The 16,788-nt window shown below is 68.4% G+C and carries 14 protein-coding genes; 6 read left to right on the plus strand and 8 right to left on the minus strand.

From position 1 onward, the window contains the following. The first annotated feature begins 109 nt into the window (after positions 1–109). A complete protein-coding gene (locus tag ACN6PJ_RS00270; RefSeq protein WP_427993886.1) occupies positions 110–2,827 on the plus strand; it encodes a cation-transporting P-type ATPase in 2,718 nt (905 codons plus the stop codon). Here ACN6PJ_RS00270 and ACN6PJ_RS00275 read toward each other — a convergent pair. Next, positions 2,814–3,914, minus strand: coding sequence for an NAD(P)-dependent alcohol dehydrogenase (locus tag ACN6PJ_RS00275; protein ID WP_427993887.1), 1,101 nt, complete (start codon positions 3,912–3,914; stop codon positions 2,814–2,816). The two genes, ACN6PJ_RS00270 and ACN6PJ_RS00275, sit on opposite strands and share 14 nt — an antisense overlap. Positions 3,915–4,163: 249 nt before the next feature. Here ACN6PJ_RS00275 and ACN6PJ_RS00280 point away from each other — a divergent pair, with 249 nt between their 5' ends. Next, complete coding sequence (locus ACN6PJ_RS00280) at positions 4,164–6,911, plus strand: AAA domain-containing protein (RefSeq protein ID WP_427993888.1); 2,748 nt, start codon at positions 4,164–4,166, stop codon at positions 6,909–6,911. 45 nt (positions 6,912–6,956) lie between these two features. On the opposite strand, the gene ACN6PJ_RS00285 is transcribed toward ACN6PJ_RS00280, so the two are convergent. After that, entirely contained in the window at positions 6,957–7,772 is an 816-nt protein-coding gene (locus ACN6PJ_RS00285) for a hypothetical protein (RefSeq protein WP_427993889.1), read from the minus strand. 187 nt (positions 7,773–7,959) lie between these two features. Here ACN6PJ_RS00285 and ACN6PJ_RS00290 point away from each other — a divergent pair, with 187 nt between their 5' ends. Then, on the plus strand, positions 7,960–8,541 hold the full coding sequence (locus ACN6PJ_RS00290; RefSeq protein WP_427993890.1) for a TetR/AcrR family transcriptional regulator: 582 nt from the start codon (positions 7,960–7,962) through the stop codon (positions 8,539–8,541). A gap of 42 nt (positions 8,542–8,583) precedes the next feature. Here ACN6PJ_RS00290 and ACN6PJ_RS00295 read toward each other — a convergent pair whose 3' ends face one another. The 3 genes from ACN6PJ_RS00295 to ACN6PJ_RS00305 are packed head-to-tail and all read right to left on the minus strand — an operon-like array spanning position 8,584 to position 12,727. Then, on the minus strand, positions 8,584–10,347 hold the full coding sequence (locus ACN6PJ_RS00295; protein ID WP_427993891.1) for a gamma-glutamyltransferase family protein: 1,764 nt from the start codon (positions 10,345–10,347) through the stop codon (positions 8,584–8,586). Between the two features lie 49 nt (positions 10,348–10,396). Next, complete coding sequence (locus ACN6PJ_RS00300) at positions 10,397–11,413, minus strand: Bug family tripartite tricarboxylate transporter substrate binding protein (protein WP_427993892.1); 1,017 nt, start codon at positions 11,411–11,413, stop codon at positions 10,397–10,399. A gap of 12 nt (positions 11,414–11,425) precedes the next feature. Further along, positions 11,426–12,727 (minus strand): NAD(P)/FAD-dependent oxidoreductase, encoded by a 1,302-nt coding sequence (locus ACN6PJ_RS00305; protein WP_427993893.1) that lies wholly within the window; start codon positions 12,725–12,727, stop codon positions 11,426–11,428. 150 nt (positions 12,728–12,877) lie between these two features. On the opposite strand from ACN6PJ_RS00305, the gene ACN6PJ_RS00310 reads away from it, so the two are divergent. The 3 genes from ACN6PJ_RS00310 (at position 12,878) to ACN6PJ_RS00320 (ending at position 15,029) form a co-directional block, all read left to right on the plus strand. After that, positions 12,878–13,642: an IclR family transcriptional regulator gene (locus ACN6PJ_RS00310; RefSeq protein ID WP_427993894.1), complete on the plus strand. Its 765-nt coding sequence runs from the start codon at positions 12,878–12,880 to the stop codon at positions 13,640–13,642. A 115-nt stretch (positions 13,643–13,757) separates the two neighbouring features. Beyond that, positions 13,758–14,801 (plus strand): hypothetical protein, encoded by a 1,044-nt coding sequence (locus ACN6PJ_RS00315; protein ID WP_427993895.1) that lies wholly within the window; start codon positions 13,758–13,760, stop codon positions 14,799–14,801. Positions 14,802–14,837: 36 nt separating this feature from the next. After that, a complete protein-coding gene (locus ACN6PJ_RS00320) occupies positions 14,838–15,029 on the plus strand; it encodes a hypothetical protein (protein WP_427993896.1) in 192 nt (63 codons plus the stop codon). A gap of 6 nt (positions 15,030–15,035) precedes the next feature. Here the strand turns inward: ACN6PJ_RS00320 and ACN6PJ_RS00325 are convergent, their stop codons facing one another. Genes ACN6PJ_RS00325 through ACN6PJ_RS00335 form a run of 3 tightly spaced genes read right to left on the minus strand, consistent with a single transcriptional unit; the run spans position 15,036 to position 16,782 of the window. Continuing rightward, positions 15,036–15,614 (minus strand): hypothetical protein, encoded by a 579-nt coding sequence (locus tag ACN6PJ_RS00325; protein WP_427993897.1) that lies wholly within the window; start codon positions 15,612–15,614, stop codon positions 15,036–15,038. Beyond that, a complete protein-coding gene (locus ACN6PJ_RS00330) occupies positions 15,611–16,192 on the minus strand; it encodes a hypothetical protein (protein ID WP_427993898.1) in 582 nt (193 codons plus the stop codon). The genes ACN6PJ_RS00325 and ACN6PJ_RS00330 overlap by 4 nt, the downstream gene beginning before the upstream one ends. Further along, positions 16,189–16,782, minus strand: a complete 594-nt coding sequence (locus ACN6PJ_RS00335) for a hypothetical protein (RefSeq protein WP_427993899.1) — start codon at positions 16,780–16,782, stop codon at positions 16,189–16,191. The genes ACN6PJ_RS00330 and ACN6PJ_RS00335 overlap by 4 nt, the downstream gene beginning before the upstream one ends. Positions 16,783–16,788: the final 6 nt, after the last annotated feature.

A 16,788-nucleotide genomic window follows, 5' to 3' on the forward strand; every position in this document is an offset into this window, starting at 1 on the left:
GGATGGCGGGCGGGCAAACGGACCGACCGGCGAGTCGGTTCATTTAGGAGAGAATGTAGCCAGACAGGCAAATCCGTGGTCCGGCACGCTACGAAGGCATATCCCACCGATGACTTCCTCCGATCGCTCGACAAACGAACCTCAAGACTGGCATGCCCGGCCCGCCGCGGCCGTGGAGGAAGCATTACAGTCCCGTCCGGCGGGCTTGACGGAAGACGAGGCGCGGGACCGGCTGGCCCGGCACGGGCCGAACCGCCTGGTAGAGGCGCGGCGCCAGGGCGCGCTGATGCGCTTTCTGCGCCAGTTCCACAATATCCTGCTCTACGTGATGATGGGCTCGGCCGTGATCACGGCGCTGCTGGGCCATTGGATCGATACGGCCGTGCTGCTGGCGGCGGTGATCGTCAACGCCATTATCGGCTTCATCCAGGAAGGCAAGGCGGAAAGCGCCATGGATGCGATCCGGGGCATGCTTTCGCCGCACGCGGTGGCGCTGCGCGACGGCGTCCGCAGCGATATCGACGCGGCCGGCCTGGTGCCGGGGGACCAGGTGTTGCTGGCTTCCGGGGACCGCGTGCCCGCGGACCTGCGGCTGGCCGAGACCCGGGAATTGCGTGTCGAGGAAGCCGCGCTGACCGGAGAATCGCTGCCGGTGGAAAAGCAGGCCGAACCCGTGGCCGGGGATGCCCCGCTGGGCGACCGCCATTGCATGGCATATTCGGGCACCGTGGTGGTGCATGGGCAAGCCCGCGGCGTCGTGGTGGCCACGGGCGCGCAGACGGAGCTGGGCCGTATCAATCAGCTGCTCTCGGGCATCGACAGCATGACCACGCCGCTGTTGCGCCAGGTGGATCACTTCGGCCGGGTGCTGGCGGTAGTGATCCTGGCGCTTTCGGCGCTGCTGTTCGCCGTGGGCGCGTGGTGGCTGGCCCACCCGCCGGCGGAGATGTTCATGATGGTCGTGGCGCTTGCGGCGTCGGCGATCCCGGAGGGGCTGCCGGCCATCATGACCGTCACGCTGGCGCTGGGCGTGCAGCGGATGGCGCGGCGCCAGGCGGTCGTGCGGCGGCTTCCCGCGGTGGAAGCCCTGGGCTCGGTGACGGTGATCTGTTCCGACAAGACGGGCACGCTCACCCGCAATGAGATGACGGTGCAGCGCGTGGTGTGCGCCAGCGCGGCGGTGGATGTCAGCGGCGTGGGGTATGCGCCCTCGGGCCAATGCAGCATCGATGGCCGTCCCGCCGACCCCGCCAGCCATCCTTCGCTGGAGCTGGCGATCCGCGCCGGCGTGCTATGCAACGACGCCGTGCTGCGCGAGGAGGGCGGCGCGTGGCGTGTCGAAGGCGATCCCACCGAAGGCGCCCTGCTGGTCCTGGGCGGCAAGGCGGGCCTGACGCAGGCGGCGGGCCAGCGGGAATGGCCGCGCCGGGATTCGATTCCGTTCGAATCCGAGCATCGTTTCATGGCGACCTATCACGAGGCCGGGCCGGGCGCGCCATGGATTTTCGTGAAGGGGGCTCCCGAGCGGGTGCTGGACATGTGCGACGCGCAGGCCGACCGCGACGGCATGCCCCAGGCCCTGGACGTCGACTACTGGCGGCGCATGGCCACCGATACGGCGGCCAAGGGGCTGCGCGTGCTGGGCCTGGCCTGCAAGCGCGCCAGGCCGGCGAGCGGCGCGCTGGGCTTTGGCGATGTGGAGGGCGGCTTCATGCTGCTGGCGCTGGTGGGCATGATGGACCCGCCGCGCGCGGAGGCGATCGCGGCCGTTGCCGAGTGCCACCGGGCGGGCATCCAGGTCAAGATGATCACCGGCGATCACGCCGAGACGGCGCGCGCGATCGGCGCCCAGCTGGATATTGGCGTGGGCAGGCCGGCGGTCACGGGCGCGGAGGTGGCGCTGATGGACGACGCGGCGCTGCGGCAGATGGTGATGGGCGTGGATATCTACGCGCGCGCCAGCCCCGAGCACAAGCTGCGCCTGGTCCAGGCGATGCAGGCGCAGGGGCAGGTGGTGTCCATGACGGGCGACGGCGTGAACGATGCGCCCGCTCTCAAGCGCGCCGATGTCGGCGTGGCGATGGGCCTGAAGGGCACCGAGGCGGCCAAGGAGGCGGCCGACGTGGTCTTGGCCGACGATAACTTCGCGACGATCGCGGCGGCGGTGCGCGAGGGCCGCGCCGTGTACGACAACCTGAAGAAGTTCGTGCTGTTCATGTTGCCCACGAACGGCGGCGAAGGCCTGCTGGTGATCGCGGCCATCCTGTTCCAGATCACCTTGCCGCTCACGCCGGCGCAGGTGCTCTGGATCAACCTGGTCACGTCCAGCACCTTGGGGCTGGCGCTGGCTTTCGAGCCGGCGGAACCCGACATCATGCGGCATCGCCCAAGGCCGCCCGGCGAACCGTTGCTATCGCGGCTCTTCGTGCAGCGCGTGCTGGTGGTGTCGGTTTTGATGATGGCCGGCGCGCTGGGGCTGTTCCTGTGGGAGCTCTCCAACGGCATGTCGGTGGACCGCGCCAGGACCATGGCGGTCAACGCCGTGGTCGCGGCGGAAATGTTCTACCTGCTCAACAGCCGCCATATCTACGATTCCGTGCTCAGCCGCGAAGGCCTGTTCGGCAATCGATACGTGTGGATCGCCATCGCCGCCTGCGCGGTGCTGCAACTGGCCTACACCTACACGCCGTTCATGCATGCCGTGTTCGGTTCCGTGCCGCTGGGCTGGCGCGAGTGGCTGGACGTGCTCGGCGCCGGCCTCCTGGTGTTCGCCGGCGCCGAGATCGAGAAGTCCGCGATGCGCCGCTGGCGCGTCAGGCGGGCTTGACGGCCACCTTGAGCACGTTGTCGCGCTGGTGCGCGAACAGGTCGTAGGCCTCGACGATGTCGTCGAGCTTGTAGTGGTGGGTGACCATCACGCCGAGGTCCACGCGGCCGGACTGGATCACATTCATCAGGCGGCGCATGCGTTCCTTGCCGCCGGGGCAGAGCGCGGTGTTGATCTTATGGTCGCCCAGGCCCGCCGCGAACGCGCTGACGGGAATCTTGAGGTCTTCGGAATAGACCCCCAGGCTGGACAGGGTGCCGCCGGGCTTGAGCACGCGCAGGGCCGATTCGAAGGTGCTTTGCAGCCCCAGGGCCTCGATGGCCGAGTCGACGCCGCGCCCGCCGGTAAGGCGCAGGATCTCTTGCACGACATCGCAGTCGCGGAAGTTCAGCGTCACGTCGGCGCCCAGCGCCCGCGCGACGTCCAGCCGGTGGGCATTGCCGTCGACGGCGATGATGGTGGAGGCGCCCAGGAGCCGGGCGCCGGCCGTGGCGCACAGGCCGATCGGGCCCTGGGCGAAGACTGCGACTACGTCGCCGATACGGATATTGGCGTTTTCCGCGCCCTTGAACCCCGTGGACATGATGTCCGGGCACATCAGCACTTGTTCATCCGTCAGGCCGTCGGGCACCGGCGCCAGGTTGGCCTGCGCGTCCGGCACGAGCACGTATTCGGCCTGGGTGCCGTCGATCTTGTTGCCGAAGCGCCAGCCGGCGGTGGCCTGGTAGCCGTGGCAGCCGCAAAGCCCCATCGCCGCGAGGTAGCTGCCGTCTTGCGATGCGACGCCGTCCTGGGCCGCATATGAGTTGAAGTTGGGGCAGATCGCCCCTGCGATGACGCGCTGCCCTTCCTGGTAGCCGGTCACCGCGCTGCCGAGCTTTTCGATGATGCCGACGGGTTCATGGCCGATGGTCAGCCCGGGCGCCACCGGATATTCGCCCTTGAGGATATGGATGTCCGTGCCGCAGATCGTGGTGGTGGTGATGCGGATGAGGGCATCGTTGGGCCCCACGTCCGGAATCGGCTTGTCGACGATGTCGATGCGGCCGGGCTCGACAAAGACAGCGGCTTTCATCATGGCGGGCATGGCAATCTCCTGAAGTGCGTGTCGGGGGAACTGTCAGCGTAGCGCGTCTGACGGCATTTCTCTCGGGGGATTGTTTGCGTCAAGTCAATTCCGGTGAACGTGTAGCGGGAACCGAGATCCGGCCCCGATTGCGCATCTTGGGATACCGATATCCGATGCCGTGGGCCGGGACCCGGACGCGGGCCAGGGCTTGATGGGGCCGGCGCCTCGTGGTATCAGGCTGAGTACATTGCGGATTCAAGAGTTCTTATGGTGTCCATCCACGTAAAGGGTCAGGATAAGACCCGGCAGATCAGCGACTGGAAAGTATGGTGCCGTCCCCAGGACGGCGAGCTGATGCTGACTTGCCATTTCCCCTCGGGCAAGCAGTATTCGTCACCGCTGAGCGAGTGCGAAATCGTGCCGACCGAGACGGTCCAGGGCAAGCTCCTGGGGAAGAAAGGCGGGGTCGTGTCCAACGAGATCGATCGGGCCGTGCTGTACGGCGGCAAGTATGCCGCCGTGTATTACCCGGGCAGAGCCGCTCCTTACGTCATGAAGGCGGAGAACCTGGTGTTCGCGCAGGTCTCGCCGATCAAGGAGCAGGAAGTCTTCCGTTATCTGATGGCGGTGGCCAAGGCCAGGGTGGAGGGGGCCGAGTCGGACGACGACAGGGCCATCGCGGAGAACGTGCTGCGCCAACTGGAGGGCCTCGTCCCGCAAGCGGGCACGGCCTTGCATGCCTACTGCACCGCAAGCAACGCGCCGCGGGAGCCGGCGGAAAGCCTGGTCTACCCCTTTGGTCTGAACGCAAGCCAGCTTCAGGCGGTGGAACAGGCTTTCGCCTCGCAAGTCAGCCTGGTCGAGGGCCCGCCCGGCACCGGCAAGACGCAGACGATACTGAACATCGTCGCCAATATCCTGCTGCGCGGCAAGACCGTCGCCATCCTGTCCAACAACAATACGGCGGTCGAAAACGTCTGCGAAAAGCTCGACAGGGCGGGTTTGGGCCATCTGGTGGCGAGGCTGGGCAGCACGGAAAATCGCAAGGCGTTTTTCGCCGATGCGCCCGCGGCGCCCATCGAGGCGCCCGCATCCGCGCCGGACTTGCGGCATATCGAAGCCGTGCTGGGGCAGGTGAAGCAGCGCCTTCACGACCAGAATGCCGCCGCGGCGTTGCGCGCGGAAATCGACGAACTGGAAATAGAGCGCCAGCGCCTGCTGCAATGGCAGCGCGAGCATGTGGTAGAGCCGGCGCCTGTTCCGCTGGAGAAATACCGGCTTTCCGCGCGGAAGGCCACTGACCTGATCGCCTACCTGGACTACCTGTCCGACCAGCGCATCCGGCTCGGGGACAGGATACGCCTCTTCATGGATTTCCGGATTCTCCGCCTCAAGCCTTTCGCGGCCCGGGAGCGGCGCAAGTCCGCGATCCACGCCTTGCAGCTGCATTACTACGACAAGGCGCTGCAGGAGACGTCGGCGAAACTGGCGGCGTGCCAGGAGAGGCTCGCCGCGGGCCGTTTCGACGCGCTGCTCGACGACCTGACGGCTTCGTCGATGGCGCACCTGAAGGGGTATTTGCATCGGCGTCCGGTTCCGTCCGAGGAATTCGATGCGGACACCTACCGCAAGAAGTTCGACGCGTTCGTGAGGCGTTATCCGATCATCAGCAGCAGCACCCACTCCATCATCAATTCGATCGGGAAGGGCGCGGTTCTGGACTACGCCATCATCGACGAGGCCTCCCAGCAGGACATCGTCCCGGGCGTGCTGGCGTTGGCCTGCGTCCGGAACCTGATCGTCGTCGGCGACAGAAAGCAGCTGCCGCACATTCCCGCGAACCTGGGCCTTGCTCCGCCCGCGCAATACTACGACTGCGACAGGTACAGCATGCTGGATTCCTGCATCGGCGTGTTCGGCAGCGCGCTGCCCGCGACGCTATTGAAGGAGCACTATCGTTGCCACCCGAGGATCATCCAGTTCTGCAACCAGCAGTTCTACGGCGGCCAGCTCATTCCGATGACGCAGGACCGCGGCGAACAGGCGCTCCGGCTGCTTGTCACCGCCAAGGGCAACCACGCCCGGAGCAACGAGAACCAGAGGGAGATCGACTCCTTGCTCGCGGTGCTGGAGCGAGGCGGCGAGATCGATCCGGACGGCGCCGGCGGGAGCCGGGGATTCATTGCGCCCTACAACGCGCAGGTCTCGCTTTCCCGCAGGCGCCTGCCCAAGGATTTCGTCAAGGACACCGTGCACAAGTTCCAGGGGCGGGAATGCAGCGAGATCGTGTTCTCGACGGTGCTGGACAAGAGCCGGTACAGCCAGGATCGCCTGGATTTCGTCGACGATCCGCATTTGGTGAATGTGGCCGTATCGCGCGCCAAGGACAGGTTTACGCTGGTGACCGGCGACGAGGTTTTTTCCCGGAGGAACGGGCACGTCGCCGCGTTGGTGCGCTACATCGAATACTACGCAGATGAAGCGCAGATCATCCGCGCTCCGGTCATTTCGGCTTTCGACCTGCTTTACAAGGAATACGACCAGTCGCTCGAACGGCTGAACGCCAGGCTGCGGCCCGACGATACGCAATTCAAATCCGAGCAGATCGTGGCGCAGATATTGCGCCAGACCCTGGCGCTGGACGCCTATCAGGGCATCATGTTCCACACCCAGATCGCGCTCGGCAAACTGGCGTCGGCGTCGAACGAGGCGCTGACGGCGCGCGAGCGGGAGTTCATCGCGAACCAGGCCAGCTGCGACTTCGTGCTGTACTTCCGGGTCGGCAAGGCGCCCTTGGGAGTGATCGAGGTGGACGGCGAGTCGCACGCGGCGCCCCGGCAAGCCGAGCGAGACGCATTGAAGAATCGCATCCTGGAGGTCAGCGGCCTCCCGCTGCTGCGGCTCAGGACCGTCGACAGCCATGTCGAAGAGAAAATCGCGGCGTTTCTGGATTTGTGCATCGGCGGCGGCCAGGCCGCGCCGGCAGCCGCGCCGCGGACCCGCAGCTACGCGTAAAGGCCGCCTTCGGCGCCGTAGCCGCCGGCCAGCCATGCGCGGGCGCTACCGGAACCTGGGCGCGGCCAGGTGCCGCCGCCTGAGAACCAGGCCCAGCGTAAGCGTCATGGAAGCCGCCAGCGCGGCTGCCAGCGCCGCGTCGGCCGTCCAGCGCGGGGCCGCGAACGCCAGCGCCGCGCAGAAGGCCGCCAGGCTCGCCGTGCCGAGCAGCGCGGAATAGAGGGTGGCGATGAGGCTGGCGGTGCCGAGCTTCTGGTGGATCGTGACGGCAACGACGCTGTAGCCGATGGGAAAGGCCAGGAGCAGGCCGGCCCCGGTGGCGCCGAGCCATTGGCTTGCGCCGGTGACGACCGCGACCAGCGTGCCGGCAAGCAGGCCCCGCACGGCGAGGAGGCCGAACCCGGCCTTTCCTTTTGCCGGGCCGCGGGGCAGGACGAACCGCCGGCCCAGGCGCAGGCAGAGCGCGGTGACCGCAATGAACAGGAGGGCGCCCGCGGCGGGGTGCGCGGGCAGCAGCCGCAGCACGAGCGCGGCCGCCAGCCAGGCGGACACGGCGCATGCCAGGCACAGCCAGGGCGGCGTTTTTGCCGCTGCCGCGATATAGCACAGCAGGAAGCACTGCGTGGCGCAGAGCGAGAGCAGTGCATAGGAGGCGGTCTGCGCGACGAAGGCGGCGGGGGCTTGCGCGGCCAGGAAATAGAACCCGGGCCCCAGGATGATGGGGAGCCCGGCCAGCGCGCCGCCGATGAGGGGGCCGAAGGCGCCCACGGCCCACGACACGGCCATGACGACGAACGCCGTGGCCAGCATTCGTACGGCCAGCGCTTCCAGCGGTACGGCGGAAAGAAGGGTTTCCAACATCGTGATGCCCTGTGTCCAGCAAACCGCAGATTGGCGATGCGGTGTTTTTTCCTCTCGCGGTGCGAGGCGTGGGTGCGTCGGCGCGCCAGCGCTTTCTGGGCCGGACGATGAACGTCCCGGCTGTTCTTGACGCTTCAGAAGCCGGATCGTACAGTATCCGGAACGATCATTCCAGTATGCAACCATCATGCGCAGCAAAGCGTTTGAACCCGACGAGATTGCCGATGCCGCCATGCAGGTTTTCTGGCGGCGCGGCTATGCCGCAACCTCGATCCAGGACCTGGTCGAGGGCACGGGCCTGTCGCGCAGCAGCCTGTATGGCACGTTCGAGAACAAGCAGGGGCTTTATCAGGAGGCGCTGCGCCGCTATGAGGCGGTGACCGCGGCCAACGTCGCGTTGCTGGCCGGCCCCGGGGCTCCGAAGGATTTGATCCGGCGGTTGCTGATGCGCGTCGCCGAGGATGAGCTGGGCGATCCTCAGCGGCGCGGCTGTCTGGTGGCGAATGCCACGCTGGAACTGGCGGGCCAGGATGACGCGGTCGCCGGGTTGGTGGCGCGCAACTTCCAGCGTCTGCAGCAGGCGCTGGAAAAGCTGATCCTGCGTGGGCAGCAAACGGGCGCGGTCGCGGCGGATAAGCGTCCGCGGGCGCTGGCGAGGTTCTTTGTCGGCACCATGCAGGGAATGCGCGTGCTAGGCAAGGGCAGCCCAGCCCCGCTGCGCCGCCAGTGCCTGCTGGATGTCATCGACGTGGCGCTCCAGACGCTGTAGCCGCTTTCCTGCGCGTCTTGCCTGGCCCGGATCGGCGGCGGTTCACCATCCCGCCGCATACGCCGGCCGCCGGGGATCGGCGCCGCCGTAGCGGATGCCGGCCGCGAGGTCGTGTTTCACCGCGCACATGGCGCCGGCGCGCCAGTTGCGGTCCTGCCACCATTTGACGGTGTGTCCCATGGCGGCCAGCTGGTCGCCGACTTCGCGCGCGATCAGGCCTTCGATCATCAGCCGGCCGGGCATGGCGTTGTGCGGCTCGAACGAGGATGGGAAGCTGAAGGTGGCGAAGCGTGGCGCTTCGATGGCCTGCTGCACCTCCATGCCGAAGACTTCGATATTGAGGAAGGTTTGCAGCATGGCCTGGCACTGCACGTCGCCGCCGGGCGTGCCGAAAGGCATGACGTACTGTCCGGGGCGGATGGCCAGGGAGGGATTCGGCGTAAGCCGCGGCCGGCGGCCGGGGCCGATGGCGCAGGGATGGCCGGCCTCGGCCCAGGACTGGCTGCCGCGGCCCGACGCGCATATGCCGGTGCCCGGGATCACGGGCACGTTGTAGGAGCCGTCGCTGGGCGTCGCGGAGAATGCGTTGCCGTCTTTGTCTACGACCGCGACATAGGAAGTGTCCAGCCTGGGATCGGTGCGCGCCAAGTCGTCCGGGCCGGCCGGGCGCAGGTCGATGCCGCGGGCCTCGGGCAGGCGGCCGGCGGGCGGCATGTCGGGGCCGGCGCGATCGGCGGCGATCAGGGCCAGCCGGGCGCGCGCATAGTCCTTGGACAGCAGCTCCATCTGCGGCACTTGCGTGTGGCGGGGGTCGCCGTAATGGACTTCGCGGTCGGCGAAGGCCAGCTTGATGGTTTCGGTCAGCAGATGGATGTAGGGGGCGCTGTTGTGGCCCAGGGCGCGCAGGTCGCGCGGCTCAAGGATGTTCAGCATCTGCAGCAGCGATGGCCCCTGGCACCAGAAGCCGCAGCTATGCACCTGGGTGCCGCGGAAGTCGGTGGAGAGGGCCGGGTCGACCTCGACGGAGAAATCGCGCAGGTCGTCGCGGGTGACCAGGCCGCCTTCCTCCTTGTGGTACTTGACGATGGCTGCCGCGATGTCGCCCTCGTAGAAGGCGCGGCGCGCGGCGGCCAGGCCGGCCAGGCGGCCCTGGCCCTGGCTCCGGCGCTCTTCGTCGGCCATGTACTGGATGCTGGCGGCCAGATCGGCCTGACGGAAGATGGAACCGGCGGGCGGCGGTTTGCCTCCTGGCAGGTAGATGGCCGCGCTGGAGGCCCAGCGCGCGTAGTTTTTCTCGTTTTCGGCCAGCACTTCCGCCATCAGCGGGTACATGACGAAGCCTTCGCGCGCCAGGCGTATCGCCCCCGCGGCGACTTCGCCGAAGCCCAGGGTGCCGAAGCGTTCCAGCGCGGTGATCCAGGCGTCGGGCGCCGCGGGGATGACGGTGCGCAGCACGCCGGCCGGGATGGTGCCGCCGTGCTTTTCCAGGAAGATATCCAGCCGGGCCGCCTGGGGCCAGCCGCCCAGCCCGGATATGCTGGACACGCGTCCGGTGCTGGCCTGGTAGACGAGAATGGGCGCGACGCCGCCGAAGTTGACGATGTCGCTTTGCACCACGCCCAGGGCGATGCCGGCTGCGACGCCCGCGTCGACCGCGTTGCCGCCGGCCTGCAGGATGTCCATGCCGGCCTGGGTGGCCAGGTAGTGGCCGGCGGAGATCATGTGGTTCAGGCCCGCCAGCGTGGGCCGCATGGAGGTCGGGGCGCTGCCCGAGGTCAGGTCGGGCGCATAGGGCGTGGCGGGCATTGGGGTCTCCGGCGCGGGGCGGTTTGCGGGTGGGCGCGGGGCGGGCGGGTCACTGCGGCTTGATGCCCAGTTTCTCGGTCACGCCTTGCCAGCGCTTGAATTCGGCATGCAGATAGGCGCGGAACTGGTCCGGCGTGCTGCCTTCGATGATCACGTCGCGTTCCTCCATGGCGTGGCGCACCTCCTCGCCGGACAGCGCGACCTTGGTGGCCTTGTACAGCGCGTCCACGATCTCGGGCGGCGTGCCCTTGGGCAGCAGCAGGCCGTACCAGGAGCCGCCCACCATATTGGGGAATCCGCTTTCCTTGGCGGTGGGAATATCCGGCGCGCGGTCGAGGCGCTTCTCGCTGAAGATGGCCAGCGCCTTGAGCTTGCCGGACTTGATCAGCGGCAGGGTGGTGCCCGGGGTGTCCAGCGTGTATTGGACCTGCCCGGCCATGACGTCGTTCAGCAGGGCGGCGCTGCCCTTGTAGGGCACGTGCACGGTCTTGATGCCCGCGTCCATGTTCAGCTGCTCGGAGAAAAAATAGTTGGCGGTCATCACGCCCGGCGATGCGTAATTGACGACGCCCGGACGGGCGCGGGCATAGGCGACCAGCTCCGGCAGCGTGTTCGGCGGGAACGCCGGGTTGGCGACCAGGATGAAGGGGCCGCCGCCGATGCGGGAAACGGGGATCAGGTCGTTCATCGGATCGTAGGTCAGGCCCTTGACCGTCAGCGGCGCGCCCGTAAGCGGCGAGGCGGTGGCGAACAGCACCGTGTAGCCGTCGGGCTCGGAGCGGATGACCTGCTGGGTGGCGATGGTGCCGCTGGCGCCGGCGCGGTTCTCCACCACGACTGGCTGGTTCAGCTGTTTGCCCAACTGCTGGGCCAGCACGCGCGCCACGGTATCGGTGCCGCCGCCGGGCGGATAGCCCACGAGCATGCGGATGGGCTTGTCAGGCCAGGTGTCGGCGCGCGCGACGGACGGCTGGGCCAGGGCGGCCAGGGCGGCCAGGCCGGCCGCGAGGGCGGCGCGGCGGGCCAGTCGACGTGGGGCCGAGGGAGCCGGTGCGCGTGTGGGCATGGGGGATATCTCCTAGGAGCCGTAGCGGCCGTAGCGGAAGGGGTGCAGGTCGATGGCGGGAGTCCGGCCCTGGATCAAGTGCGCCATGGCTTCGCCGGCGGCCGGCCCTATGCCGAAACCATGCCCCGAGAAGCCCGAGGCGAGATACAGACCGGGCAGGTCGGGCACCGCGTCCATCACCGGCATCGCGTCCGGGGTCACGTCGATGTAGCCGGCCCAGGACTGCGCGATGCGCGCATCGCGGAACACGGGGAACGCATGCACCAGGCGGCTCCACGCCTGTTCGATGCCGCGCGCCGACGGGCTGGGATCCAGCACGCGATGCCGCTCGAAGGGCGAGACGCGGTCCGAGGGGAAACGGCGGGGCATTCCCAGCTCTTCGAAGAAGCGCCTGCCGAAGCGCAGCCGCACGAAGTCGCGGTTGGCCAGCCAGGACCGCAGGAAATGGCGCATGAGCCGGAAACTGTCCGGCACCACGTCGGCCATCGATGCGCCGAACTGGGATACGGTATAGCCGCCGTCGGCGCGCTTGCGGCAGGTGAAGTTCTTGCCGTTGACGGCCGCGGCGGGGCCGGCATCGACACGCGTGGTGCGCAGCACGGAGCCCCGGACCTTCAGTTGGGGAAAGTCGGCGCCCAGGTTGCCGCAGAACAGCCGCGACCAGGCGCCGGCGGCGACGAGCACGGACGAGGCGGCGATGCGGCCATGTTCGGTGACCACGGCGGAGACGCGGCCCGCCGAAAGCTCCACGCCGCGCACCGCGCAGCCCTCCAGGACCTGCGCGCCCGAGGCGCGCGCCAGCGCCGCGATGGCGGGCGCGGCCAACTGCGGTTCGGCTACGCCATCGGTGGCGCTGTACATGGCGCCCGTCCAGCCGCGCGCGGTTTGCGGCAACATGCCGCGGGACTCGCGGCTGTCCAGCAGCCGGGCATCGACGCCGTGGGCGCGCGCGCCGTCGATCCACGCCTGGTGCCCCGCGGCATCGGCGTCCGATTCCTGCAGATAAAGGATGCCGCTGCGGCGGAAACCCACGTCGGTCAGGGCCTGGATCTCGCCCCACAGCTGGTTTGCGCGCAGCGCCAGCGGAACTTCGGGCAGGTCCCGCCCCAGGGTGCGCACCCAGCCCCAATTGCGCGAGGACTGCTCGCACGCCACCTTGCCTTTTTCCAGCACCGCGACGCGCACGCCGGCGCGGGCCAGCGCGAGCGCGGTGCTTACGCCGATGATGCCGGCGCCGATGATTGCGACGTCGACCGCCGCGGGCAGGGCGGGCGCCTGGGAAGAAGAACGCGTCAAATCCGGCGTGGTGGACACTTGCGCTGCCAGTCCTTTGTGTGTTGTTATCGCTATTCGATAACAAAATACGGATAGAGATATCTCTGACCGTTTTTATACTGCGCGTCCCGCGGGCAGACCACCTAGGGTTTGCCTGGGGCCGCGGCTGCGTCTTTGCCCGGAGTCCAGATGCCCGAACCTTCCGCTTTGACGATCCAGTCCCTGGAGAAAGGCCTGGCCGTGCTGGAATCGTTTCGCGCCCATGCTTCGCTGACATTGCAGGAAATCGCGCGGGAAAACGGCATCACCATGGGTTCGGCGCAGCGCGTGGCGCATACGCTGGAGCACAGCGGCTATCTGTTCAAGGACCCGCGCAGCAAGCGCTACAGCGTGACGGTGAAGGCCGTCGGGCTGGGGTACAGCTATCTCTACCGGCAACCCACGTTCCAGCATGCCCATGCCGTGCTGCATCAGGTCAACCAGGAGTGCGGCGAAATCGTCAACCTGGGCGTGCCGGACGACCTCGACAACATGGTCTTCGTGATGCGCGTGGCGCCCGCCAGGCACATTCCGGAGTACATGCCGGTGGGCACGCGGATTCCGTGCGTGGCGTCCGCGTCGGGCCGCGCGCTGTGGGCGCTATTGCCGCCCGCGGAGCTGGACCGCAAGCTGCGCAGCGTCGCGCGTATCAAGCACACGCCGCGCAGCACGACCGATATCGGCAGGCTGCGCGCGTTCATCGAGGAGGCCCGGCGGGACCAGTACGCCTACGCGGACGAGGAGTTCTACGTGGGGGACCTGAACGTGGCCGCGGTGATCCATGACGACAAGGGCCTGCCCGTCGGCGCGGTGAACATTTCCGTGCCGAAACCGCGCTGGTCGCTGGAACGGGCGCGCAACGAACTGGGGCCGCTGGTGATACGGGCGGCCCGCGCCATCAGCAAGCATTCCTGAGGCGCGCAGGGGCCGCTGACACCCTGTGCGCAATCGTGGCAAGCGGTAACAGTCCGGCCCCGGGGGCCCGCATTAAGATCGATCGCTTCAATCCGCGCAACGACAGGGTGGCGAAATGCTCGAGCCCGTTCTCGCGCCATGGGCGCTCACAGGCAGGCTGTGGCTGCGGTTCTGGCCGCAATTGATGGCCTTGGTGGCGGGAGGCGCGCTGGCCCACGATGTGCTGTTGTGGGTGGCGGTGCACGTCGGTTTCGCCAACCACCTGTCCGGGTTGGCGGTGCTGACATTGGTTGCGCTGGCCCAGCTGGTGACGACGGTGGCCATGTTCCTGGTGCTGCTTCCGGGGCTGCCGGCGCTGCGCGGCGCGCAAGAAGCGGCGCGCGCGGGCGGCGCGGCGGAGGGCGGGAAGGGGCGTTTGGGGCAGGCCCTGACGGTGGCGCTGCTGCCATTTTTCGCTTACTACGCGGCCTGGGGCTTTCTGGGCGATACGGTGCGGCAGTATTCGCGGCTCGCCTATGGCCTGGACCCGCTGGGCGAGCACGGCCAGGTGCTGGACGCGTTGGATTCGCGCTGGCTGCTGGTATCGGTTGCGATCTCCTGGCTGGTGCGCAAGGCGGCGGTGGCGGCGCGCGACCGCACGCGGCGCGGCGGCTGGCAGTGGCTGGTGGTGCTGTGCGAGACCAATTGGATTCTCATCGGCCTCTACGTGATCAGCCGCTGGAAGGACCAGGCCTGGCAATGGCTGGTCGATAAGCGCGGGCTGGATGCGCTGCTGCAATCCCTGCTGAACGCGTTGACGCCCATTCAGGATGCCTGGGCGGCAGGCATGGTGCCGGCAGAGGCGCAGGGCCCGAGCTGGGGCGCCGCGCTGACGCGTCTGTTCTTCTATGCCTTGCTGCCCGTGATCTGGCTGGTGATGGCGGCGCTGGTCTATGGCTACGACGTGCGCGAGGATGCGGAACTGCGGCGCTATGACCGGCTGCAGCGCCTGGGCGAGCGCTACCGTTCGGTGCCGCGCTTCCTGCGCGATTTCGTCGAGCATTTCGTGGCGGGCTATCGCAAGCGTTATCTGCCGCTGGCCAATGGCGTGCGTCTGGCCTTTCACAGCGGCACGCTGCTGCTGGTGACGCTGATCGTGGGCTATCGCCTGATCGATTGAGGAGGCGCGTGGCTGTGGTACGGCGCGTCGCGCCTGATGGGGGCCCATGACCTGTATACCTGGCAGATGCTGGGCCAAGTGGTGTCGCTGCTGTTTGGCAGCCCGTTCCGGGATTCGTCCACGGGTCTGCTGATCGAGCCTTTGCGCATCTGCTTCCTGGCCGCCGTGCTGGAAAGCGCGTTCGCGCCGTGGCAGTCGCGCCGCGCGGTGGCCGCGCCGGCGGCTTGATTGCATTCAGCGCGGCTCGGGCCCGCCTGCCGCTTGCGGCGTGAAGCGCAGGTAGTCCGGCCGGTCGCTTTCCATGGAGACGGACAGCGACCACGGCGGGACCGCGTCGCGCGGCACCATGAAGACTTCGATGACATCGATGCTCGAGCCGGGCGCAAGGCCGCGATGGGCGGCGGCGACGCAGCCGCGCGCCGCCGTCGGCGGAATGCGCAGCACCGGGTCGACGGCGGGCAGCCAGGTGCGGCCGCGCGCGTCGTGCAGGGCGATCCGGCAGCCGCGCCAGCGCGTGGGCAGGTCGGGGGATTCCGCGTGGACCTTGAAGACGGCCAGGGCGGCGCGCGAGCCGGGCAGCCAACCCCTTTTCGCGGGCGGTTCCAGCGTGTTGAATTCATGCAGGCGCCACTGGGCGCCGCCCAGCGGCGCCTGCGCGCCGGCGGCGACATCCCGCGGGCGCAGCTCGCGTTCTTCCAGCCAGCGGGCCGCGTTTTCCCGGCCGTTCCAGAACAGGGTCAGCAGAAGCAGCGGCGGCAGCAGCCAGAGGCTGCGGCGGCGCCAGCGGCGTTCGTCGGGCGAAACGTCGTTCAAGGCGCGCTCTCCTCGTCCAGGTCGTATCGGGCGGCGGCTTGCGGCCGGCCGTCGGCATCGACCGGCACGTCGTCCAGCGCGATGCGGGCCTGCGAGTCCAGGCGCGGTCCGTAGCGCGAGGAGAGCAGCAGGGTGGCGCCACGGGCCTGGTCGGGACGGATCTCGAACACCAGCCGCACCGTGCGCGGCAGGCCCGGGTCCAGGAAGTAAGGCGGCACGCCGCGCGCGAGCGAGAGGCGGTCGGTATGGCGGTAGGCCAGGCCATCCGGGCCCAGCCAGGCGGCTTCGGCGACCGTGGCCGATGTGTCGGCGGCGGCCAGGCGCAGCCACACGATGGCCCAGACGCCGCCTGTCTCGCGGACCTGGACGTTGCCCAGGCGCCGGTATTGCAGCCGTTGCGCGAACTGCACGCGCTGCACCGTGGCTTCGAACGAGCGGGTGTCCACCGCCTTGCCCATGGTCCCGCGCTCGGCGATGGGGCCGGTCAGGTCCATATAGCGCGGCGTGCTGCGTTGCATGGCATACAGCGCCAGCGCCGCGACGAGAATCAGCAGCAGCGAGCCCAGCCGCGCGCTCACGAAGCCGGCTCCGGTTCGTTCCCCCTCGCCACCGGCAGCTCTACCCGGCCCAGGATGGCGGGGTTGAACCAGCCCGGCGCGCCGTAGAGGTTGTCGATGGGCTTGTAGGTCTTGCTTTCCACCGCGAACGCCGCTTGCGAAGGCGCCGCGGCGGCGGGCGGAAGCATCCAGATGTAGGCAACGCGCTCCGGCAGCCCGGGCTGCAGGTAGGGCATCTGCTGTGCATCGCGCAAGCCCACCACGACGGGCTTGCCGATGGCCAGGCCCGCCGGGGCCCGCCAATGGAACACCCCCAGGTAGTCGCTGCTGGATTCGGCGGTGCGGTTGGTCAGGTCCGCTTCGAGCACCAGGGCGGTGGCCCCCGGTTTCAGCGGCACGTCATAGGTCCGGGAGGCCGAGACCCAGGCGCGGCGCGGCACCACGTGCCATTGGCCGGTCTGGATGGCGGCGCCCGGGGTGAATACGGGCTCGGCGCTGCGGTTGATCTTGCCGTAGGCGCCATAGAGCGCCACGCTGCCCGCGGCGACCAGGGCGCCCACGCTGGCGAAGCGGGCCGCGACACGGGTTTTGAGCGAGTGCAGTACGCGCATCCGGAC

The sequence above is a fragment of the Achromobacter sp. genome (genome assembly GCF_050285585.1).
Classification (GTDB): domain Bacteria; phylum Pseudomonadota; class Gammaproteobacteria; order Burkholderiales; family Burkholderiaceae_B; genus Achromobacter.